The sequence below is a fragment of the Streptomyces sp. NBC_00996 genome, from assembly GCF_045162675.1.
GTDB lineage: Bacteria > Actinomycetota > Actinomycetes > Streptomycetales > Streptomycetaceae > Streptomyces.
Genome location: NZ_CP108723.1, coordinates 1,399,982 through 1,421,580 on the forward strand (window position 1 = coordinate 1,399,982; position 21,599 = coordinate 1,421,580).

At 70.5% G+C, this 21,599-nt stretch carries 19 protein-coding genes and 5 pseudogenes; 10 read left to right on the plus strand and 14 right to left on the minus strand.

The window, feature by feature from the left end:
* Window positions 1-767: 767 nt before the first annotated feature.
* Both OG390_RS06815 and OG390_RS06820 read left to right on the plus strand, forming a co-directional pair.
* Window positions 768-1,463 (plus strand): phosphatase PAP2 family protein, encoded by a 696-nt coding sequence (locus OG390_RS06815; RefSeq protein ID WP_406165845.1) that lies wholly within the window; start codon window positions 768-770, stop codon window positions 1,461-1,463.
* A 33-nt stretch (window positions 1,464-1,496) separates the two neighbouring features.
* Window positions 1,497-2,195, plus strand: a complete 699-nt coding sequence (locus tag OG390_RS06820; RefSeq protein WP_406165847.1) for an HAD family hydrolase — start codon at window positions 1,497-1,499, stop codon at window positions 2,193-2,195.
* Between the two features lie 16 nt (window positions 2,196-2,211).
* Here the strand turns inward: OG390_RS06820 and OG390_RS06825 are convergent, their stop codons facing one another.
* The gene (locus tag OG390_RS06825; RefSeq protein WP_406165849.1) at window positions 2,212-2,457 is read right to left on the minus strand and encodes a DUF2630 family protein; all 246 of its coding nucleotides are present in this window, start codon (window positions 2,455-2,457) and stop codon (window positions 2,212-2,214) included.
* A gap of 236 nt (window positions 2,458-2,693) precedes the next feature.
* On the opposite strand from OG390_RS06825, the gene OG390_RS06830 reads away from it, so the two are divergent.
* Window positions 2,694-3,440 carry a TetR/AcrR family transcriptional regulator gene (locus OG390_RS06830; protein ID WP_406165851.1) on the plus strand — a complete coding sequence of 249 codons (747 nt, stop codon included), beginning with the start codon at window positions 2,694-2,696 and terminating at the stop codon, window positions 3,438-3,440.
* Between the two features lie 21 nt (window positions 3,441-3,461).
* On the opposite strand, the gene OG390_RS06835 is transcribed toward OG390_RS06830, so the two are convergent.
* Window positions 3,462-4,883 (minus strand): LVIVD repeat-containing protein, encoded by a 1,422-nt coding sequence (locus OG390_RS06835; RefSeq protein WP_406165853.1) that lies wholly within the window; start codon window positions 4,881-4,883, stop codon window positions 3,462-3,464.
* On the opposite strand from OG390_RS06835, the gene OG390_RS06840 reads away from it, so the two are divergent.
* The gene (locus tag OG390_RS06840) at window positions 4,780-5,322 is read left to right on the plus strand and encodes a DUF305 domain-containing protein (RefSeq protein ID WP_406177539.1); all 543 of its coding nucleotides are present in this window, start codon (window positions 4,780-4,782) and stop codon (window positions 5,320-5,322) included. The genes OG390_RS06835 and OG390_RS06840 overlap by 104 nt on opposite strands.
* 9 nt (window positions 5,323-5,331) lie before the next feature.
* Here OG390_RS06840 and OG390_RS06845 read toward each other — a convergent pair whose 3' ends face one another.
* Window positions 5,332-5,796 (minus strand): DUF6214 family protein, encoded by a 465-nt coding sequence (locus tag OG390_RS06845; protein ID WP_406177541.1) that lies wholly within the window; start codon window positions 5,794-5,796, stop codon window positions 5,332-5,334.
* A gap of 213 nt (window positions 5,797-6,009) precedes the next feature.
* Between OG390_RS06845 and OG390_RS06850 the strand changes: the two genes are divergently transcribed.
* The 3 genes from OG390_RS06850 to OG390_RS06860 all read left to right on the plus strand — a co-directional run bounded on the left by OG390_RS06850 (window position 6,010) and on the right by OG390_RS06860 (window position 9,022).
* On the plus strand, window positions 6,010-7,398 hold the full coding sequence (locus OG390_RS06850) for an FAD-dependent oxidoreductase (protein WP_406165855.1): 1,389 nt from the start codon (window positions 6,010-6,012) through the stop codon (window positions 7,396-7,398).
* A gap of 129 nt (window positions 7,399-7,527) precedes the next feature.
* Window positions 7,528-8,883, plus strand: coding sequence for a nucleobase:cation symporter-2 family protein (locus OG390_RS06855; protein ID WP_406165857.1), 1,356 nt, complete (start codon window positions 7,528-7,530; stop codon window positions 8,881-8,883).
* A complete protein-coding gene (locus OG390_RS06860) occupies window positions 8,867-9,022 on the plus strand; it encodes a hypothetical protein (RefSeq protein ID WP_406165859.1) in 156 nt (51 codons plus the stop codon). The genes OG390_RS06855 and OG390_RS06860 overlap by 17 nt, the downstream gene beginning before the upstream one ends.
* Before the next feature lie 234 nt (window positions 9,023-9,256).
* Here the strand turns inward: OG390_RS06860 and OG390_RS06865 are convergent, their stop codons facing one another.
* The gene (locus OG390_RS06865) at window positions 9,257-9,880 is read right to left on the minus strand and encodes a sigma-70 family RNA polymerase sigma factor (protein WP_406165861.1); all 624 of its coding nucleotides are present in this window, start codon (window positions 9,878-9,880) and stop codon (window positions 9,257-9,259) included.
* A 130-nt stretch (window positions 9,881-10,010) separates the two neighbouring features.
* On the minus strand, window positions 10,011-10,697 hold the full coding sequence (locus OG390_RS06870) for a hypothetical protein (protein ID WP_406165863.1): 687 nt from the start codon (window positions 10,695-10,697) through the stop codon (window positions 10,011-10,013).
* Window positions 10,698-10,875: 178 nt separating this feature from the next.
* Here OG390_RS06870 and OG390_RS06875 point away from each other — a divergent pair.
* Window positions 10,876-11,876, plus strand: a pseudogene (locus tag OG390_RS06875) (GlxA family transcriptional regulator).
* 206 nt (window positions 11,877-12,082) lie between these two features.
* Here OG390_RS06875 and OG390_RS06880 read toward each other — a convergent pair.
* Together OG390_RS06880 and OG390_RS06885 are read right to left on the minus strand one after the other, a co-directional pair.
* Window positions 12,083-12,367, minus strand: a complete 285-nt coding sequence (locus OG390_RS06880; RefSeq protein ID WP_406165865.1) for a hypothetical protein — start codon at window positions 12,365-12,367, stop codon at window positions 12,083-12,085.
* A 529-nt stretch (window positions 12,368-12,896) separates the two neighbouring features.
* Window positions 12,897-13,069, minus strand: a pseudogene (locus tag OG390_RS06885) (cation transporter); the annotation flags it as partial.
* A gap of 166 nt (window positions 13,070-13,235) precedes the next feature.
* Between OG390_RS06885 and OG390_RS06890 the strand changes: the two are divergent.
* Entirely contained in the window at window positions 13,236-13,577 is a 342-nt protein-coding gene (locus tag OG390_RS06890; RefSeq protein ID WP_406165866.1) for a hypothetical protein, read from the plus strand.
* Here OG390_RS06890 and efeB read toward each other — a convergent pair.
* The 4 genes and pseudogenes from efeB to OG390_RS06910 form a co-directional block, all read right to left on the minus strand.
* Window positions 13,508-14,785, minus strand: coding sequence for an iron uptake transporter deferrochelatase/peroxidase subunit (gene efeB / locus OG390_RS06895; RefSeq protein WP_406165868.1), 1,278 nt, complete (start codon window positions 14,783-14,785; stop codon window positions 13,508-13,510). The genes OG390_RS06890 and efeB overlap by 70 nt on opposite strands.
* Before the next feature lie 73 nt (window positions 14,786-14,858).
* Entirely contained in the window at window positions 14,859-15,077 is a 219-nt protein-coding gene (locus tag OG390_RS06900; RefSeq protein ID WP_406178356.1) for a hypothetical protein, read from the minus strand.
* A 229-nt stretch (window positions 15,078-15,306) separates the two neighbouring features.
* Window positions 15,307-15,531 (minus strand): annotated as a pseudogene (locus tag OG390_RS06905) (imelysin family protein); the annotation flags it as partial.
* Window positions 15,488-15,862: a hypothetical protein gene (locus tag OG390_RS06910; protein ID WP_406178358.1), complete on the minus strand. Its 375-nt coding sequence runs from the start codon at window positions 15,860-15,862 to the stop codon at window positions 15,488-15,490. The pseudogene OG390_RS06905 and the gene OG390_RS06910, both read right to left, overlap by 44 nt.
* 441 nt (window positions 15,863-16,303) lie before the next feature.
* Here OG390_RS06910 and OG390_RS06915 point away from each other — a divergent pair, with 441 nt between their 5' ends.
* Window positions 16,304-18,208, plus strand: a complete 1,905-nt coding sequence (locus OG390_RS06915; RefSeq protein ID WP_406165870.1) for a phosphatidylglycerol lysyltransferase domain-containing protein — start codon at window positions 16,304-16,306, stop codon at window positions 18,206-18,208.
* Here the strand turns inward: OG390_RS06915 and tatA are convergent.
* The 3 genes and pseudogenes from tatA to OG390_RS06930 form a co-directional block, all read right to left on the minus strand.
* Window positions 18,096-18,329, minus strand: a pseudogene (tatA, locus tag OG390_RS06920) (Sec-independent protein translocase subunit TatA); the annotation flags it as partial. The gene OG390_RS06915 and the pseudogene tatA sit on opposite strands and share 113 nt — an antisense overlap.
* An 88-nt stretch (window positions 18,330-18,417) precedes the next feature.
* Window positions 18,418-21,098 (minus strand): annotated as a pseudogene (gene mgtA / locus OG390_RS06925) (magnesium-translocating P-type ATPase).
* Window positions 21,082-21,465: an ArsR/SmtB family transcription factor gene (locus OG390_RS06930; RefSeq protein ID WP_406165872.1), complete on the minus strand. Its 384-nt coding sequence runs from the start codon at window positions 21,463-21,465 to the stop codon at window positions 21,082-21,084. The pseudogene mgtA and the gene OG390_RS06930 overlap by 17 nt, the downstream one beginning before the upstream one ends.
* Window positions 21,466-21,599 lie beyond the last annotated feature (134 nt).

The window sequence follows — 21,599 nt, forward strand, 5'->3', positions numbered from 1 at the left end:
GCATTCGATGTACCGGCACGGCCCCTTCCGTGCGCTCACGACTGCGGGCGAGTGGGGCCCTCGGCCCGGACCCGACCGTACGTCCCCGGCTGCGGCTGCCGGTAAGTGCGGCACGCGGCACGACCCCTTCCGTGCGCTCGCCACTGCGGGCGAGTGGGACCCTCGGCTCAGACCCACCCGTACATCCGCGGCTGCGGCTGCCGGTAAGTGCGGCACGCGGCACGACCCCTTCCGTGCGCTCGCCACTGCGGGCGAGTGGGACCCTCGGCTCAGACCCACCCGTACATCCGCGGCTGCGGCTGCCGGTAAGTGCGGCACGCGGCACGACCCCTTCCGTGCGCTCGCCACTGCGGGCGAGTGGGACCCTCGGCTCAGACCCACCCGTACATCCGCGGCTGCGGCTGCCGGTAAGTGCGGCACGCGGCACGACCCCTTCCGTGCGCTCGCCACTGCGGGCGAGTGGGACCCTCGGCTCAGACCCACCCGTACATCCGCGGCTGCCGGTAAGCGGGGCACGCGGCCCCACCCGTCCGTACGTCCACGGCTGCCGATGAGTGCGCACGTGGCACGGCCCCTTCCGTACGTCCGCGGCTGTCGGCGAGTGGGCCCGCGGCCCCCACCCGTCCGTGCGTCCGAGGCTGCGGGTGGCCCCATCCGTGCGTGCGTGGTTGCGGGTGAGTGGGGGCTTGCGGCACGGCCGCGTTCGCCGCCAGGCCCGGTGTGCCGAGGTTGGCCTCCCGCGCATCGAGTCGGCGAGGATCACCCCTATGCCCTCCCCGCCCTACCCTCCGGGTCGTCCGCACATCTCGGCCCGCATCGCGGTCGCTCTCGCCGTGTCCTCCGTGCTGCTCCTGCTGCTGGTCGCGTTCTCCTGGCACCCGTTGCTCACCCTCGACGGCAGCATCGCCCGCACCACGCACACCTGGGCGGTCGACCAACCCGGCATCACCCATGCCTTCCGGATCCTGACCGACTGGGTGTGGGACCCCTGGACGATGCGCGCGGTGTGTGCCGCCGCCGTGCTGTGGCTGGTGTGGAGCCACTCGGCATGGTGGCTGGCGCTATGGGTGGCGGCCACATGTGCGCTGGGCACGGGAGTGCAGCAGGTCCTGAAGTCGGCGGTCGGCCGCGAGCGCCCGGTCTGGCCCGACCCCGTGGATTCCGCCCACTACGCGGCCTTCCCCTCCGGGCACGCCCTGACGGCCACCGTGGTGTGCGGGCTGCTCCTCTGGCTGCTCCACCTGTACGGCGCCGGACCCGCCCTGCGGCGTACGGGGCTCGCCCTGGCCGTGGTCTCCGTCGTGGGCGTCGGTCTGACACGGGTCTGGCTCGGCGTGCACTGGCCGTCGGACGTCGTGGGCGGCTGGCTCATCGGCGCGCTGATCGTCGCGCTGGCGGTGACCTCGTACGAACGGCGGCCCGGCCGACGCCGCCTCGACCCGCGACGATCACCACGCCCTTGACCCGCGGGAGCCATGCCCCGAAGGATCACCCTCATGACGATCAAAGGCGTCCTCTTCGACTTCTCCGGAACCCTCTTCCGTATCGAGTCCAGCCATTCATGGTTGCGCGCGGTGCTCGCCGAAGCCGAACTCACCCTTCCTGAACCGGAGTTGACCCGGACGGCGCAGGCCCTGGAAGCCGCAGGCGCGCTGCCGGGCGGTGCGCTTGCGTCACGGCCGCTCCCGGACGACCTCGCCGAGATCTGGAAGGTCCGCGACAAGTCCGCCGAGCTGCACCGCGCCGCGTACACCGGCGCCTCCCGCCAGGTTCCGCTGCCCGACCCCCGGCTCCACGACGCGCTGTACGACCGCCATATGACACCGGCCGCCTGGAGCCCCTACCCCGATGCGGCCGAAGTGCTGGACACGCTGCGCGAGCGGGGAGTCGCGGTCGGTGTGGTCAGCAACATCGGCTGGGATCTGCGGCCCGTCTTCCGCGAGCACGGCCTCGACCCGTACGTCGGCGCGTACGTCCTGTCGTACGAGCACGGCATCCAGAAGCCGGACCCGCGGTTGTTCAAGGCCGCCTGCGACGCGCTCGGGGTCGCCCCCGAGGACGCGCTGATGGTCGGTGACGACCGCCGGGCGGACGGCGGTGCGGCAGCCCTGGGGTGCGGGGTGCACTTCGTGGATCACCTGCCGGTGACGGACCGCCCGGACGGACTGCGACCGGTCCTCGACCTGATCGGCTGACGCCTCCTGCGCGCCCTCAGCCCTGATAGTCCTCGACCTGCGACGACGGACGGACGCGCGCCTCGTCCGGGTTCTCACCGAACTCGGACTTCGCGCGCCGCTGGCGCAGCAGGTCCCAGCACTGGTCGAGGTCGCGCTCCAACTGTCCCAGCCGTTCGTGTTCGGTCTCGCTGTCGATCTGCCCGGACGCGAGGGCATCGCGCAGTCGCCGCTCGTCGTCCACCATCGCCGTGATCCTGGCCAGGATCTGCTCTTGATCCATGTCCGTACGCCTCCTCGGGGACTCCAGCCCACTGTAAGGAGGACGCGGTGGCTCTGCGAGACGTATCGGCCGCCGAAAGTAGCCTCAGCACACCATCAGCGCTTTTGCGCGCCCACCCTGGACGATCCCCCGCGTCGCCCAGGGCAGACGGCAGCTCGCAGCCGACCCTGGAAGGCTCTCGGCCCGAACGCGTTGAGTATAGTTGGCTGGCAGCCAGTCAACGCAGGAGTTACAGCATGTCCCCGCGCAGCGCCTCGGTCAATGAAGAGTTGCGGCGGCGTTCCCGGGAGCGGCTGTTGCAGGCCGCGGTGGAGCTGGTGAGCGAACGCGGCTACGAGGCGACGACTCTCGGCGACATCGCGGATCGCGCCGGATCGGCGCGTGGACTGGTGTCGTACTACTTCCCCGGCAAACGCCAGCTCCTGCAGTCCGCCGTGCACCGGCTGATGCACCGCACGCTGGAGGAGGCGCTGGAGCGCGAGCCGCGTACCGAGGACGGCCGGGAACGGATGGCGCGGGCCATCGACGCGATCCTGGGGCTCGCCCGGAGCCAGCCCGTGCTGATGCGCCAGCACATGGCCGGGCTGCTGCAGGCCGAAGGGTTCGTGCAGTGCCCGGAGCAGCAGCGGCTCGCGCAGTTGCTGCGGGACGCCGTCGCCGGGCAGGGCTCGCCGGATGCCGCCACCGACTACCCGATGCTGCGCGCGCTGCTCATGGGCGCGGTGTACGCGGCCCTGGTGCCCGGCGTACCGATGCCGATCCCGACCCTGCGGGCGGAGCTGTTCAAGCGCTACCGCCTCGACTGGGAGATGGGTGTCCCGCCGGACACCGAGGTGCCCGGCGGGACGTGCGAGAGGGATCTGTCCCGGTTCTTCGCGACCGGCCGTCCGAGCGACGATCAGCCCGATCGGACGGCCGATCAGCCCGATCCGCCCGGCGGTCTGCCCAAACAGTCCGACGGTCGCTCCGATCGGCCCGATTGATCAGTCCGATCGGCCCGTCCGTCAGTCGAAGTAGTCCGGCTGCGTCTGGACGTTGAGCTCACGCAGATGAACCCGCTTCGCCGGATCCGTGCGCCGGCCGCTGAGCTTGAGCACGTCGAAGCCCTTGGCGATGTCGTTCGAGTAGATGTAGCCGTTGTAGTAGTACGCCGACCACGAGCCGCCGATCTGGAGGGTGTCGGTGGTCAGCGGGCCGCGCTCGAAGTAGGCGATCTCCTTCGGGTTGGCCGCGTCGGTGAAGTCCCAGACGGAGACGCCGCCCTGGTACCAGGCCTGGACCATGAGGTCCTTGCCCTTCACCGGGATCAACGAGCCGTTGTGAGCCACGCAGTTCTCGGTGTCCGCCTGGTGGCGCGGGATCTTGTAGTAGCTCTTGAAGGCGAGCTTGCGGTGGTCGCCCTTGCCAACGATGTCGTAGATGCCGTCGGCACCGCGGTTCGGGCCGATCGCCGCGTTGCAAGTGGCCGCGCCGCCGCCCAACTCATCGGTGAACACGGCCTTGTCGGCCTTTTGATTGAAGATCGCCGAGTGCCTGAACGCGAAGTTCACATTGTCCTCGACCTGATCGATGACCTTCGGGTTCTCCGGATCCTTGATGGAGAACAGGATGCCGTCGCCCATGCAGGCGCCCGCGGCCAGGTCCTCGGACGGCAGGACCGTGATGTCGTGGCAGCCGGTGGTCTTGGGGACACCCGGGTTGGTGGGCGCGCCGGGGTTGCCGCCACCGTCCGGTCCCTCGCCCGGGAACAGCACCGGGAAGTTCACGACGGCCGCCTCTTCAGGGGCGTTGCGCGGCACCTTGATGACCGAGATGCCGTCGTGCGGCGGCCGGCAGCCGGGGAAGGTGGCGCTCGGCGAGTACGAGGAGACGTAGATGTAGACGTTCTTGCGCTCAGGCACCAGCGAGTGGGTGTGCGAGCCGCAGGCGGTCTCGACGGCGGCGACGTACTTCGGGTTCACCTTGTCGCTGATGTCGAAGATCTTCATGTCCTCCCACGACGACTTCTCGGTCGCGGGCTGCGAGGTGCTGTTGCAGGAGTTGTCGCTGCGCGAGGAGTCGGTGGACAGGAAGAGCAGGTTGCCGGAGACGGAGACGTCGTTCTGAGAGCCCGGGCAGAGCACCTGCGCGACCGTCCTGGGCGCCTTCGGGTTGGTGATGTCGAAGATGCGGAAGCCGTCGCAGTTGCCGGCGAACGCGTACTTGCCCTGGAACGCCAGGTCCGAATTGAGCCCGGTGAAGGCCTCCTTGGGGACATTGGCGAGGTGTTCGATGTTGTCGGAGTGGACGATCTCGTCCTGCCCCGGTATCTCACCGCCGGCCATCGCGGCCTTCGCCTCGGCGGCGTCACTCTTGGAGACCTGCTCCCGCGCGGCGGGACTGTCCCCGGCGTCGGGGGGCGCGGCCGCCGACGACGACTCCCCCAACTCGGCGGACTTCGGGTACGCGCGGATGATGATCGAGCACCGCTCACAGGCCCTGGAAATGGCCGAACCGGCCCCGAAACAGGCCGAGTCGGGCCAGGTGAAGCGGCTCGCCGCGCGGATCGCGGCCGCGCAGGGCCCGGAGATCACCACCATGAAGAGCTGGCCGAAGGCACACGACGGCGAGCAGGCCGGCGCGGAGCACGAACACGGGACGATGCCCGGCATGGCGGCTGCGACCCAGCTCAGGAAGTTGCGCGCGACCAAGGGCAAGGCGTTCGACGAGCTCTTCCTGAAGCTGATGATCACGCATCACGACGGAGCGATCACCATGGCCACGGGCGTGAAGGCGCAGGGCAACAACATCCAGATCGAGGAGATGACCGACGACGTGATCGCGCAGCAGACGAGTGAGATCACACGCATGCGCACAATGGCGTAATCACCGTGCTCACCGCCGAGCGTGACGGGGTGCCAGGAATCCCGCGTCGCGCGCTCCCGCGATCAGCCTGAGTGACTTGCGCCGACTATGACCGGTGGCGCACATGACCGCGAGCACCGGGTCGACGCCGTCTCCCTGCGCCGCGCGATACTCCTCGGCGACCAGCCACCGTCCCTCGATACCGCTCGGCCACGGGAGCCGGGCACGGCGCGCCGATGCTTCCTCCGGTGCGCACGACGGGGCCGTCGGCGCGCCAATCGCCGCGAAGAGCGGTTCCTCGATCCAGTCGGCGAGCACCGCGAGGTCGTCGAGGGAGAGCGGCGGCTGGGCCCGTACGTCCTCGATGGACACGTCCGCCTCGCACGCCACGGCGAGCACGTCGACCTGGGCGCCGTCCTCGAAGGCCAGCCGGACGTGGAACCACGACGTGACGCTTTCGTGCTCCCGCACTTCCCACGCCGGCCACACGGACACCGCACCGTCCGGTCGGCATCGGTCGGACAGATTGAGGAAGGATGCTTCTAGCACATACGGAACGTAACCGCATGATCACATTCCATGAGAACGGACACGCACACGCGCGTCGCGCGCCGCACCCTGTCAGCGGAGCACCGGCGGTGCGATGCTGGAACCAACAGCGATCTCCTGTCAGCGTTCTCCGTGATCCCTCGGGTAAGGAGTTCGGCCGTGCTGCATGTCGCCGTCGTAGGCTCGGGGCCCAGCGGGGTCTACAGCGCACAGAGTCTCGTCCAGCAGAGCCAGGATCCCGGAGTCCAGGTGGACGTCCTGGACCGACTGCCGTGCCCGTACGGCCTGGTGCGTTATGGAGTGGCGCCCGACCACGAGAAGATCAAGTCACTGCAGAACAATCTGCGGGCGGTCCTGGAGGACGATCGGGTGCGGTTCCTGGGCGGTGTCCAGGTCGGCCCGGGCGGGGTACCGGTGGCCCGACTGCGGGAGCTGTACCACGCGGTGGTGTACTGCGTGGGCGCCGCCACCGACCGCCACCTCTCGGTGCCCGGCGAGGAGCTGGCCGGCAGCTGGTCGGCGACCGAGTTCGTGTCCTGGTACAGCGCGCACCCCGACTCCGTGGCCAATGGATTCGTCCTCGGCGCACGGTCGGCCGTGGTGATCGGTGTCGGGAACGTGGCCGTCGACGTCACCCGGATGCTGGCCCGCGGCGCGGCGGAGCTGAACCCCACCGACATGCCGCAGGCGGCGCTCACCGCGCTGGCCTCGAGCAAGGTGACGGAGATCAGCATGGTCGGGCGACGCGGCCCCTCACAGGCCCGTTTCACCACCAAGGAGCTGCGCGAACTGGGCGCGCTGCCGGACACCGACGTCGTGGTCGACCCCGAGGAGTTGGCCCTCGATCCGGCCTATCTGGACCCGTCTGGCCTGCCCGCCGCCCAGCGCCGCAATGTGGAGGTGCTCCGGGGCTGGGCCGCCGCGCCGCCGCAGGGCCGTCCGCGACGGATCCGGCTGCGCTTCTTCCTGCGTCCCGTCGAACTGCTCCGCGAGGGAGGTATGTCGTCGCTCGACCGAAACCGAGAGCTTGAGGGAGGCCGTGTGGGTGCGGTCCGCTTCGAGCGGACGGTGCCGGACGGGCGGGGCGGGGTGACGGGCACGGGGCGGTACGAGGACATCGAGGCGCAGTTGGTGCTGCGCTCGGTGGGCTATCGCGGGGTGCCACTCGAAGGGCTGCCGTTCGATGCCGACCGCGGCACGGTGCCGAATCTCGCGGGGCGGATCCTGCGGGACGGCTCGATCTCCCCGGGCGAGTATGTGGCGGGCTGGATCAAGCGGGGTCCGACGGGTGTCATCGGCACCAACCGGCCGTGCGCGAAGGAGACGGTGACCTCACTGCTCGAGGACGCTCCCGGCCTCGTACTACGGGACGTGCCCGAGGATCCGCTCGCGGCGCTGCGGGCGGAGGGGGCCCAACCGGTCGAGTGGGCCGGCTGGCAGGCGATCGAGCGGGCCGAGGCGGAGCTCGGGGCCTCGTTCGGCCGTGGTGCGGTCAAGCTTCCGGACTGGGAGTCGCTGCTGGCGGCGGCGCGGACGGCGGCTTCGTAGCAGAGTCGCACGGCCTCCTGTGGGCATGACATCTGACGGCAACACACCGGAAATCAACAAACTGTTCAAGACCCTTACGGTCTCGTGCTGTTGAACCGTCCGCCCCCACCCGCCGCTCCAGGAGTGCCCATGGCGACCACAGCACCCATGCATCCCGTCGACGAGGTCCCACCTGTACGCCAACTGGCCGCCTTCGGGCTGCAGCACGTACTCGCGATGTACGCGGGCGCGGTGGCCGTGCCGCTGATCGTGGGCGGCGCCATGAAGCTGTCGCCCGCCGATCTGGCCTATCTGATCACCGCGGATCTGCTGGTGTGCGGGATCGCGACACTGATCCAGTGCGTGGGTTTCTGGCGTTTCGGGGTGCGGCTGCCGATCATGCAGGGCTGCACCTTCGCGGCCGTGTCGCCGATGGTGCTCATCGGGACGACGGGCGGCGGACTGCCCGCGATCTACGGGTCGGTGATCGTCGCGGGCCTCGCGATCGTCCTGCTCGCCCCGGTCTTCGGGAAGCTGCTCCGCTTCTTCCCCCCGCTCGTCACCGGCACGGTCATTCTGATCATCGGTGTCTCGCTGTTGCCGGTGGCCGGCAACTGGGCTGCCGGCGGCGTGGCCGCGAAGGACTTCGGCGAGCCGAAAAACCTGGCCCTCGCGGTCTTCGTACTGGCCGTGGTGCTGGGTGTGCAGCGGTTCGCGCCGGCCTTCCTGAGCCGGATCGCGGTGCTCATCGGCATCGCCGTGGGCTTCGCGGTCGCCGTCCCCTTCGGGTTCACGGACTTCGACGGGGTCGGGGATGCCGACTGGGTCGGGATCAGCACGCCGTTCCACTTCGGGGCGCCGTCGTTCCACGCCTCCGCGATCATCTCGATGCTGGTCGTGGCGCTGGTGACGATGACCGAGACGACCGGTGACTTCATCGCGGTGGGTGAGATGACCGACCGGCCGATCCAGCCGCGGACGCTCGCGGACGGACTGCGCGCCGACGGTCTGTCGACAGTCCTCGGCGGGGTGTTCAACACCTTCCCGTACACGGCGTTCGCGCAGAACGTGGGCCTTGTGGGCATGACCCGGGTGCGCAGCCGCTGGGTGGTCGCCGCGGCGGGCTGCATCCTCGTGCTGCTCGGCCTGCTGCCCAAGCTGGGCGCGGTGGTCGCGGCGATACCGGCGCCGGTGCTGGGCGGCGCGGGTCTGGTGATGTTCGGAACGGTCGCCGCGAGCGGTCTGCGCACCCTCTCCGAGGTGGACTTCAAGGGCAACAACAACCTGACGGTGGTGGCCGTCTCGGTCGCGGTGGGCATGCTGCCGGTCGGGGTGCCGACGATCTACGCGAAGTTCCCCGACTGGTTCCAGACGGTGATGAACAGCGGGATCAGTGCGGGCTGCCTGACCGCTATCGTCCTGAATCTGCTCTTCAACCACCCGCCGGGGAAGGCGAGTTCGGCCGAGGTCGGCGTCGAGCCGAAGGCCGGTGCCGCTTCAGCCTGAGCTCAGGCGGGCGGGCGGCGGTGCCGAGGACGCGGCCGAGAAGGCGGGGGAAGAGGTCGTCCAGGTCGTCCGAGCGCAGGGCGTTCATCTGGGCCGTGCCCCGGCAGATCTGCCGGACCGCGTGGACTGCGGGGCGTGAGTCACGCGTCCCTGCCACCCCATAGGGGTGTCTGGACGGAGGAGACCACCCAGCAGCCAGTTGGGCTCTACCTCCAAGCCCGGTCCTTTTAGGGCCGGGTCAAGTTGAGTACGCCGGACATGTCCGGCCGCTGAAGGGTGTCCTGGGAGTTGGACGCGGAATGAGTACGGATAAAGGGTGCCGACGTTCCGCGCGTACGGCGCTCACCGGCACCCTTCCCGGCAGGGGCCCCGGTCAGGCGGCCAGCGCGGTCGGCGCCTCGGTGTCGGCGAGCAGGCCGACCAGCGTCGCCCGGGCGCGCGCCACGCGGGAGCGGACCGTCCCGATGGGACAGCCGCTGACCTCGGCGGCCTCCGCGTAGGGCAGCCCCCTCAACTGGGTGAGGACGAACGCCTCGCGACGGTCGTCGGGCAGGGCGGCCAGCAGGTCGAGGAGCGCGATGCCCTCGTCGAAGCCGGGCAGGCCGCACGGCTGAGCGAGCTCGACGGCCACCTGCCAGTCGCGGGTGTCGCTCAGCCGCGGCCGGGCGGCCGCGTGCCGGAAGCTGTCGATCACCGCACGGCGTGCGATGGACAACAGCCACGCGCGGGCCGAGGAACGCCCCTCGAACCGGTGCAGGTTGCCGAGCGCCCGCAGGAACGTGTCCTGGGCCAGGTCGTCGGCGGCCTGTGGATCTGCGGACAGATGGGCGACGTAGCGCACGACGTCGCGGTGCAGGGCGCGCACGAAGCGTTCGACGGCATCCGGGTCGCCGCCACGGGCGGCCAGCGCCCAGGCGGTAATCGATTCGTCGATCGATGCCGTGTGCTCGCTCTTGTCGCTTGTGGCGCGCGAAACGGGCAGGGCAGAAGTGATCACCAGGTGTCCTTCTCGGGTCATCCGTGATCCGGACCGGCACGAGAGCACGGCGGTCCGGTGTGAGGTACGGCCGTACAGGGAGGTACGGCTGATGCCCGAAGCGCACAGGCGCTTCGGGGAACCGGCTGTCTCAGGCGACAGCGGTCCCCACGGGCGGACCCCGAGAAGTGATCGCGTGAACGAGGAGAAGGCGCCGCGGCGCGCGGTCCGAGGAGCCACGGTGCCTGCGGATACACGGACGGTGCGGCGGCGTGGGCAGCGCGAGCAGCAGCCGCAGCGGCGCGGCGAGTCGGCCGGTCACGGCCCGCAGGATGCGGAACACGGCGCGCTCGCCGTACGCGAGCCAGAGACCGCACAGCAGCGCGGCCAGCAGGTGGGCGGCGAACATGCCGACCGAGGACATACCGTTCGCGTCGGACCCCAGGTGTGCCATGTCGTCCGAGCCCATGTGGCCCATGTGCGCCATATCCATGGAGTCCATGTGCATGGAACCCGTGTCGCGTCCCATGGAGCCGATCCACAGACCACCCATGCCCATCGAGCCCGACCCCGAACCCGAACTCGCCGACTGGGCCAGCGAGAACGCCGAGTGGAGCGCCCCCTGGGCGATCACCACCACGGACACGATCAGCAAGAGCCCGCGCTCCCGGCCGGCCAGGCACCAGCCCGCCCCGCCCGCGGCCAGGGCTCCGCCTGCCATCGCCCACCAGGCCACCGGGGAGCCGGACATCATGACGTGCCCCAGGGCGGCGAGCAGCACACAGACGGCCGCGAACATCGCGGCCCGTACCGTGCGAGAACACCACCCAGCAGTCATGACGGCCCTCATCCTTGCATCCGAGGTTCGGTCGCCATGAGTGGGTACGGAAAACTGCTGTGAGTCCCCACCCGCGTGGTGAGCTGCGCCTTGAAAGCTACGGCCCGTCAGAGAGTGTCGGCAATGTCATCCAACATGCAGATCCGGACATCGCCGTTGCCGACCAGGCGGAGACCCCATGAGCACCGTCGAACGACTCGTCGTCATCGTCCTCTTCGAGGGCGTCGACCTGCTCGATGTCACCGGACCGCCGGAAGTGTTCTCCCTTGCCCAGCGCGAGACAGCCGACGTGACGGGGTACCGCGTCGCCCTCGCCGCCGAGACCATGGACCCCGTCACCACCTCCGCGGGCGTACGCATCCTCCCCCGACGTCACCTTCCACGAGGTGTCCATGAGAAGCATCGACACCCTGTTGGTGCCGGGCTCGGTCGAAGTCGACAGCCAACGGCGTGTACACGCCCTCACCGACCCCGCAGTGGTCGGCTGGGTGAAGACACTCGCCGGCAGGACACGAAGGGGCGCATCCGTCTGCGTCGGGGCACACATCCTCGCCGCCGCCGGACTGCTCGACGGCAAGCGTGCCACCACCCATTGGTCGACCGCGCAGCAGCTCGCCGCCGAGCACCCGATGATCGAAGTCGACGCCGAGCCGATCTTCATCCGCGAAGGCGACGTGTGGACCGGAGCGGGAATCAGCGCCTGCCTCGACCTGTCGCTCGCCCTCGTCGCCGACGACTTCGGCGAGGCCATGGCGCTGCGCGTCGCCCGGCAGCTCGTGATGTACCTGAAACGGCCGAGTGGACAGAGTCAGTTCAGCGTTCCCCCTCGAACCCGTCTCCACGACACAGCGCATCGAAGATCGCCGCCACCACATCATGCGCAACATCGGCGCAAAGCTCAGCGTCGCGGACCTCGCCGCCCATGTCCACATCAGCGAGCGGCAACTCACCCGGATCTTCAAGACCGAACTCGGCATGACCCCGAGTGCCCATGTCGAATCAGCCCGCGTCGAAACGGCGCGCAACCAACTGGAATCCACCGAAGCCACCCTCGAACGCATCGCGTCCACTTGCGGGTTCGGCACGACCGACACCCTGATCCGGGCGTTTCGCCGGAAGCTCAACACGACACCGACGGAGTATCGACGTCGATTCCGAGCCGGCCCCAGCCGTGGGTGACGAGTCGACAGGCCGGCTCCAGGAGCGCCTCGCGGATGCCGGTCGTACTCGACGGGCCGGGCTCGCGCGGCGAGCCGGACAGGACGAGCTGCGCCAACCAATCGGTGAACAGACGTGCACTGAAGTACTCCAGTTGGGGGCGACGGTAAGGACCGCCACCCGAAACGTGCGGGTGGCAGCCCTCATCCCGCTCCGTCGCTTCCCCTTCAGCCCAGCACGATCACAATGAAGGAACCGTTGTCGTAGTAGCCGCGGTAGTTGTCGAAGTATCCGCGGTTGAAGTCTCCACGGTCGCCCCGGTGTCCGTATCCGTAGCCGTAGTCGCAGTCGTTCCACCAACCGCCGTAGCCGCAGTTACGGTGGAAATCGCTGGAGACCTGAGTCGGGACGGCTGCCGAGGCCGTACCCGCTGCCCCGATCGCGGTACCGCCGGCCATGAGAACGCCGATGGCGGACACCGCGACGAGACGCCTCGCGCGTTGTGCGTTCATGAACTTACCTTCCTTCCACCCTCACGTGCTGTTTTCGAGGCACGGGACGGATGGCCGCGGCCACAGGGCCAAAGCCCGGGCGCGGTCGTAAGTATTGCCGCCGGAAGAAGCGGGGCTGTCGGTTCCCTGGTGATCAGGGACTGCGCCACCGGTGGGCGTACCCCGCATTGCGGCTTTCACCAATAGATGCTAGTCGCCCATCGACCGCACAGCATCCTGGACGAAACGCGGTACGAGGCAACGCTCCCCGTGTCGCGCCACCTGCCGGGACGTGCCGAGGGCTGTACGGCCATGGCGGCAGCCGTACGGTCACAGCGCGGATCACACGGTGACGCGGCCGACCGTACGGTCACGGTGGCGGCGGGACGCTCAGGGCGCGCGCTCACCCGGACGGCCCACGGGGGCCACAATCTTGATCCACCCGCCGCGCCGGAAGCGCAGGGTGAACGGCACAAGATCGCCCGCGCGCCATCCTGGACCGGACTGTAGGGCCGCGTCCAGACCGTGCGACGACATGGTGCGACTGCCGCGGCAGCGCGGCCGTGTACCGGGCCGCTCGACGGTCGCGACGAGTTCGCCGAGGCGGACGCGCGGCGGATGGCTCACCTGGGCGGTCCCGACGGCCGTGTTGACCGTCGCCGTGACCCCCTCCAGTTTGCCGAGCCGCTTCTCCACCCGCCGGACGCACGCGGCGCACGTCATGCCACCGACGGTCAGGTCGATGGTCCAAGTCGTCACGCCCCAGGAGTCGGGCCGGTTGGGGAGCTGGTTCCGAGGGCGTCGTATGGCGCGCGTCACCCGAGGCCGCCGGGGCGACCCTACATATCGTAGGGTTCCACCATCAGCCTCTTACGGATCGGGGGAGCCCATGGGGGAGCATGACACCGGACGCACGGGACGCGGACCGCTGTCCGTGCTGGCGCTGCTCGTGCCGAGCCTCGGGATCGCCGCGGTGGGCGTGTACCACCTGTGCGGGTTCGATCTGCACGCCGTGCACGGGCGCCCGCACCTCGACGACGGACTGACCGTGGCGGGCGTGATCATGGCCGTGGTGATGGCGGGCGCGGCCCTGGGCGATCTCCTCTGGTGGGCGGCCAAGCGCGACCGTCCGGTCGGGGACAACGGAGAGCCCTGCCCGCCTCACCCCTTGAGGAGCCCGCGGCCCAGCCGGTCCGAGTGGCCACGCACACCCGGCAGGGCGAAGAAGTAGCCGCCACCAGTGGGGGTGATGTAGTCGACGAGCGGCTCGTCGATCAACCGCTCCTGGGTCGCTTCGAATTGGCGGACCACGTCCTGCTGGTAGCAGCAGAAGAGCAGTCCCATGTCGAGGTTGCCCGCCTTGTCGATGCCCCGGTCGTAGTTGTAGCCGCGACGCAGAATCCGGGTGGTGTCGGTCTTCGCCGTACGGGGGGTGGCGAGACGAATGTGGGCGTCGAGCGGGATCGCCTGGCCCTGGGGGTCCTTGCTGTAGCGCGGGATGTCCGTCTCGCGCGCGCCGTCGAGCGGGGCTCCGGTGTCGCGGCGGCGGCCGATCATCTTCTCCTGTTCGGTGAGCGAGACCCGGTCCCAGAACTCCACCAGCATGCGGATGATCCGCACGACCTGGTAGCTGCCGCCGACCGCCCAGTCCGGTTCACCCGCGGTGTCGGTGGCCCAGACCAGCTTGTCCATCTCGCGATCGGAGGCCGTGTCGGGGTTGGCGATGCCGTCCTTGAAGCCGAGGAAGTTGCGCTGCGCGCCAGCCGGCCGGGACGGGTTCTGGAAGCCGTCGACGCGCCACTTGATCTGCATCGCGCCGCGCGTGTGGCGGGCGATGTCGCGCAGGGCGTGCAGCACGGTGTCGGAGTTCGCGGCGCACAGCTGGAGGGAGAGGTCGCCGTGGCATTCGGCGGCGTCGAGGTCGTCGTTGGGGAAGGTGCGCATCGGCCTGAGGTGGCGCGGCCTGCGGTCGGCGAGCCCGTAGCGGTCGTCGAAGAGCGAGGCGCCGACGCCCACGGTGACGGTGAGGTCGTCGGCGGGTATGTCGGGGCCGAGGAGTCCGCTGTCGGAGGGCGGGGCGCCGACGCCGAGGTCGGCGGGGGTGCCGCCGACGGCGAGGAAGCGGGCCCGTTCGGTGATCGTGCGCAGCAGGTCGGCGAGTTCGGCCCGGTTGTCGGCGATGACATCGAAGGAGACGATGGCGGCCGCCTTGGGGGCGGGCGTGGTGATGCCGGCCTGGTGGGCGCCATGGAAGCCCACTGTGCCACTGCCGGTCGCGGCCGCCGCCGGGGTGGCGCCGCCCGCGATGCCGGCCCCGGCGAGTCCGGCGCCCGCCAGCGCGGCGCCCGCGGCGCCCACGCCGAGCGCCGTCTTGGCGAACGTACGACGGCCGAAGGGGCAGCCGCCCTGCGGGGCTCGGTCCTGGCTCGGGGTGGTCATCGGGCGGGTCCTCTCCTGCGGGCGCGCGTCCCGGTGCTGCGGTGCGGGTGACGGGTCGGCACTGTCGGGCTGCTCACGCGGCCTTCCGGATCTCCAGGAGTTCCGGGATCGGGGCGAGTTCCTCCAACAGCCGGCCGAGTGAGCCGTCGAGGCGCAGCCGGTCGGTCACGGAGAGCTTGTCCAGCGGCGTCCAGGTGCCGTCCTTGGCCCGCTGGGCGATCACCAGCCGCTCGGTGCGCTTCATCCAGGTGTCCACGGCCGGGGTGGCCTGGGCGTTGCGCTTGTCGATCAACGGGCGCAGCAGGTCGACCAGTTCGCGGGTGCCCGTCGAGGTTGGCCTCGGTGGTGGCCAGCTCGGTGCCGCTGCCGTAGTCGGCGTTGCCGCTCAGTTCGCGGTGCAGGGTGTTCTCGAGGATCTCGTGGGTGCGCAGCGGCAGGTCGCCGAGGTCGAAGTCCTGCTTGGGGAAGTCCTCGCGCAGCGCGGCGACATCGGAGGTGAGTCGCTTGGCGTACGGCGCGAGGGCAGTGGCGGATGCGCCGTGCCACAGACCGTATTCGATGCGATGGAAGCCGGTGAAGGCCGGGTCCGTGACGCCTCCCGCGAGTCCGGCTGTACGGCCGTTGATCTTCGCGTCGAAGTCGGCGAACGTGCCGTAGGCGGCGCCGAGCGAGGCGTACCGCTGGTGCGCGGGCAGCCAGTCCTCACGGGCATCGTCGAGCTTCTTGGCGTCGATGTCGCTCTGCAGGGCGCGCGTCCTGGTCGACGTACTTCCGGTACGCGGCCAGCGGCGCCGAGAGGCCCTTCTCCGAGACCGGGAGTACGGCCCGGGTGGTGCCGCCCGAACCGACCCGGACGGCGGCCGAGGTGACCGCCTTCCCGCCGTTGGGGACGCAGCGCCAGGCATACGAGCCGGTGCCGACAGTGGCGATCAGCGCGCGGGGGGTGCCGGGGGCGATGCCCTCGACCTCACCGTAGACGGCATTGCTGACCGGGTCGATCAGGTAGACGATCGGCCCCGCTTCCAGTCCCTCACGAAGACCGATCAGAAAGCTGGGAAACGCGTCGTCCCACACCACAGGCCTCTCCGAAGCAGCGCGTTCGCGGCCGGGCGGCCACAAACGCGGCTTAGTGTAGGCATGCCTAACTAGCCGTCAACGCGGCGGACAAACACCCCTGCACCGGACGGGTGATCCGCCGTAGCGGCCACCGCGCACCGCGAGCACTCGGCTCGACCACGCGGCAGAGCACGTCGACAGGCCCCACCCAAACCACTCTGACCTGCGGAAATATCGCAGTGAAGCGGCAATGCGGCGGGCGCGGAAGTCGACAGCGGGTGCGACTTCGCCGCACGGCGGAGCAACTGGCCCGGCCCTTCGGTCGGCCTATCGGCGCGGCAATTCTTACCGCCCCCTTACCCCCTGACCTCGCGATAACCCTTCTCTTCCCTACAGCATGTAGGGTTCCCCGCCTCTGCCCCCACCGGTTCGCCCGGCCTCCCCCCAAGGTGATGCTCCACGGTGCCCGAACAACAGTCAGCGCTCCTCCCGGAACAGCGGAACTCGAAGTCGTGCCGGGCCGACCCGGCCGGACGAGCGGCCATCGGCACGCGGTTGCGCGCCGCGGCGTTCACCGTCCGGTACCTGCGGCTGCTCGCGCTGCTCAACATCGTCGCGGTGGTCTCGCTGCCGTTCCGCCAAGAGGTGCACGAGCACAACGGAGGCGGGTTCTTCACCCCGTATCTGGCCACCGCCGGGCTGATCTCGGCGGCGCTGGCCCTGTTCCTCGCCCTGGTGATGCGGCGCCGCAAACGGGCAGCGTGGATCTTCAACCTGCTGATGGCCGGGCCCCTCTTCGCGCTGTACGCTGCGGCGCTGACCCAGGAGCGATATCAGCGGCACGCCTTCAACTGGATCTCGGCCCTGCTCACCGGCCTCTTCGTCGCCGCCCTCCTGCTCGGGCGCAAGGAGTTCCACGCCGTCGGGGACCGCTCCAACCCCCGACTGGCCCTGGCCGTCGGGGCCGGCGGGCTGCTGGTCAGCGCCACCCTCGGCACCCTGCTGGTGAGCGCCACCAACCACGTGACCGGGACACCGCTGAGCGACCGGATCGCGTACACCCTGTTGCGCGGGGTCAGCGTCGGCCCGCTCGCCGACCGCTTCGACAGCGTGGTCGCGCCCCGCTGGGTGGACGTCCTGATCAACGTTCTGATGGCCGCGACCTTCCTCCTGGTGCTGTACGCGTGCTTCCGCGCGCCGCGCGGTCGCGAACTCCTGGGCGAGGAGGACGAGTCGCGCCTGCGGGAGCTGCTCGCCCGGCACGGTGAACGGGACTCACTGGGGTACTTCGCGCTGCGCCGCGACAAGGCGGTCAAGTGGTCCCCGAGCGGCAAGGCGGCCATCGCCTACCGGGTCGTCGGCGGCGTGACCCTGGCCTCCGGCGACCCGATCGGCGACCCCGAGGCCTGGCCCGGCGCGATCGAGGAATGGCTCGAGGAGGCACGCCGGCATGCCTGGACGCCCGCGGTGATGGGCGCGAGCGAGGAGGCCGGCACCATCTACGCCCGGCACGGCCTGGACGCCCTGGAACTCGGTGACGAAGCCATCGTGGACCGGGCCGACTTCACCCTGGAGGGGCGCGCGATGCGGGGTGTGAGGCAGGCGCACAACCGGGTGCGCCGGGCCGGTTACACCGTGCGCGTCCGGCGGCACGCGGACCTCACCGAGGCGGAGATGGCCTCGTTGACCGACAAGGCGGAACACTGGCGCGACGGCGCGACCGAGCGCGGCTTCTCCATGGCGCTCGGACGGCTCGGCGACCCTGCCGACGGCCGCTGCGTCATGCTGGAGTGCCACGACAGCGAGGGCGAGCCGCGGGCCGTGCTGAGCTTCGTGCCGTGGGGCGAGCGGGGGCTGTCGCTGGATCTGATGCGCCGTGACCGCGACTCCGAGAACGGCCTCATGGAGTTCATGGTCATCGAACTGCTGCTGCGCGCCCAGGAGATCGGCGTCGAGCGCGTGTCCCTGAACTTCGCCATGTTCCGGTCCGTCTTCGAACGGGGCGCGCGGCTGGGCGCAGGACCCGTACTGCGCCTGTGGTGCTCGGTGCTGACGTTCCTCTCGCGCTGGTGGCAGCTCGAGTCCCTGTACCGGGCCAATGCCAAGTACCGGCCCGTCTGGGAACCGCGCTACATCCTCTTCGAGAAGAGCAGCGACCTCCCCCGCATCGGCATCGCGGCAGCCCGCGCGGAAGGCTTCCTCGCCCCGCCCGCCCTGCCGCGTGCCGGATTCAGTGTGCGGCGCCCGGGGCCTGTGTCGTCGGGTGCGGCGCGGCCGGCTCGGCAGCCGTGCGAGCAGCCACCGGTGTCGCCTGCGGTGCCTCCGGCTCGGCGTTCTCGCTCTTCATCGCCTTCGCCTCGCTCTTGAGGATGCGCATCGACCTGCCGAGCGCGCGGGCGGTGTCCGGCAGCTTCTTCGAGCCGAACAGCACGACGAGCACGATCGCCACGATCAGCAGGTGCCAGGGTTCCAGTCCGTTGCGGAGCATCGCGCCCCCACCTTCCTCGCATCGATCGGGGGCGCGCTCGATCGGCCGCCACCCATGATGGTTGCTAGTTTGCGCAACTGTACAACCATCAGATAGATGGCCCGCCCATCCCCGGCGCCTTCCTGGCGAGCGTGAGCGCGGCGCCGTACAGGGTGAGGACCGCGGCGAGGAGCACGTAGTAGAGGACCGGCAGGGCGGTCATACCGAGGAGGGGGCCGAGCGGGGAGAGGGGCAGCAGCAGACCGGCGGCGGCGAGGGCGGCCGCGGCGCAGCCGACCGGTCCGGGAAGCCGGCCGTCCTGGGCCGTACCGCGCCCGATGCGCAGGAGCAGCATGACCAGGGCCTGGGTCATCAGGTTCTCGGTGAACCAGCCGGAGTGGAACACCGTGGCGTCGTCCATGGTCTCCGGCCCGTTCAGGGCGAGCGCGAGGATCCCGAAGGTGGCCAGTCGGCGACGGCGTTGAGGGCGCCGAAGCCCGTGATGAAGCGCAAGAAGGCGCGGGGCCGCAGCACGCTGGGGCGGCGCAGCGCGTCCGGGTGCGGACGGTCGTACGCGAAGGCGAGCTGTGCCGCGTCGAAGCACAGGTTCTGCGCCAGGACCTGCGCCGGAAGCATCGGCGGGTAGGGCAGCAGCAGGCCCGCGGCGAGCATCGCGATGACATTGCCGAGGTTCGAGGAGAGCGTGCTGCGCAGATACGTGGCGATGGTGACGCTGCTGCGCCGTCCGGCGATGACCGCGTGCTCGATCGCGGTGAGGTCCTTCTCGGAGAGGACCACGTCGGCACTCTCCCGGGCCACGTCCACGGCGTCGCGCGGAGCGATCCCGACGTCGGCGGCACGCAGCGCGGGCAGGTCGTTGACGCCGTCGCCGAGGAAGCCCACGGTGTGCCCGTCGGCCCGCAGGACGGCGGCGATCCGGGCCTTGTGCTCCGGGGTGCAGCGGGCGAAGACGGTCGTATGGCGGACGGTTTCGGCCAGTTCGGCGTCGGTGAGGGCATCGACGCGGTCGGCGGCCATCGGCTCACCGGTTTCGAGTCGCAGGTCGCGGCAGGCGCGGGCCGCCGTGCCGGGGTGGTCGCCGGTGAGGATCTTGACGGTGATACCCCGTTCGACGAGGACCTTCAGCGCGCCGGCGGCCGTCGGGGTGAGCGCGTCGCGGAAGGTGAGGAATCCGCGGAAGGTCAGGCCGCGTTCGTCGGCGGATGTGTAGTCGCGGGCGGGGCGTTCGGCGAGGGCGACCGCGAGCACCCGCAGTCCGTCGTCGGCCTCGCGTGCAGCGAGGCCGAGCAGGCGCGCCCGTTCGGTCTCCTCCAGCATGCACCTCTCCAGTACGTCCTCGACGGCGCCCTTGACCACGAGGGTGTGGACGCCGAGCCTGCGCGGGTGGCGTACGACGGCTGTGGCGAGGCGGCGTACCGGGTCGAAGGGCAGTGCCGCCACCCCGTCGTCCGGTTCGTGCTCCGGGGCGGTCGCGTCCAGTACCGCCTCGTCGAGGGCGTCCGGCGCGGGCAGTTCAGCCAGCTGGAGGGTCCACCAGGAGTTGACGGCGGCCCAACGCAGGACATCGGGGTCGTCCCGCCCCGCTGCGTCCAGCGCGCGGTGGACGACCGGCCGGTCCTGGGTGAGGGTGCCGGTCTTGTCCAGGCACAGCACGTCGACCGCACCGAGGTCGTGCAGCGCGGGCAGCCTTTTGACGATCACCTTGTGCGTACGGGCCAGCCGTGCCGCACCGCGCGCCAGACACGTGGTGACGATGACGGGCAGCATCTCGGGCGTCAGCCCGACCGCCACCGCGACGGCGAACGGCAAGGTCTCCACGCCCCGCCCGCGCAGCGCCGCGTTGGCCATCAGCACCAACGGCGGCGTGAGCAGCATGAACCGGATGAGCACCCAGGAGATGCCCTGCACGGAACGGTCGAAGGCACCAGCACCGACGTTGGCGCCGGGCGAGTGGTGCCCGGGCGAGCCGTTGTGCGCCGGGCTGTCGTAGGCCGTGGCGAGTCTCGTCCGTGGCCCGGTCGCGAGGACGACCGCGGCCCCACTGCCGGTGGCCACGCCGCTGCCCTGGAAGCACAGTTGTCGCTGCGCGAAGAACCCGTCGCGCGAGGGATCCGACGGGTGCCACGGGTCAGGGGCGTCGACCGCTGCCTTGGCGGCCGCCGTCGACTCGCCCGTCAGCGGGGCCTGCCGCACGGTCAGACCCCTCGCGCGCAGCAGCCGTACGTCGGCGGGGACCAGATCCCCGGGACCGAGCCGGATCACATCGCCCGGCACCAGCTCGCCGACCGGGACGTCCCGAACCCGCGGAAGCCCATCCGGCTCGGCGCGCCGCAGCACGGTCGCGGTGCCGGCGACCAGCTCGCGCAGCGCGGCCATGGACCGGTCGGCCCGGTGCTCGCCGGACGCGCGCAGCACGCAGCTCACCACGACCAGACACAGGATGACGCCTGCCGTCCCCCAGGCCGTCACGGCCGTCGACACCAGCCCCAGGCAGAGCAGCACCGCGGTGAAGGGGTCCCGCAGTCCACGGACGAGCAGGCACGGCCACGACTGCGTCCGCCGGTCCGCAACCGTGTTCGCGCCGAAGCGGTCCAGCCGCTCGGCCGCCTCGGTCTCGGTCAGCCCGTGCGGTCCGGTGTCCAGGTGCCGCAGCACCTGGAGAGAGGTCGGCGCGGTGAGGTCCTGAGGTGCCTCGTCGGCGGGCGAGGCGCTCCCCCGCGGGTGCTGCTGCCCGACCGGTGTCGCGGCGGTCTCAGACGCCAAGGCCACGGATGCGGCGCGCAGACCCGTGCGCCGCGCGGTCGTTACGGCCGGCGCGATCCGCGCGGTCGGTCAGCTGGCCGACCATGAGCCGTACGACGGTCACCACGTCCGGGTCGTCGACGAAGTACACCTGCCGTCGGCCCTCGCGCCGGGACCGTACGAGACCGGCGAGTTTCAGCTTGGTCAGATGCTGGCTCACCGCGGGCAGCGCCCCGCCGACGCGCTCCGCGAGCCCGGTCACATCGCTCTCGCCCTGCGCCAGCGCCCACACGATGTGCAGCCGCGCCGAGGACGCGAGCAGCCCGAAGGCCGCGGCCGCCTCCGCCAGCACGTCGGCGGACGGGTCCTCGAAGCCGCCGACCTCTGCCGCCACCGCTCTTTCCTCCCGTCCCGCCGACCCGACCGTCTCGTACGACCGGCCGTCCCGGCTGAATCGCACCAGTCTAGGGCGCCCTCGACGGCGTACCGGGCGTCACTGTCAGTGCCGTGGTGCACACTCGCGATCAG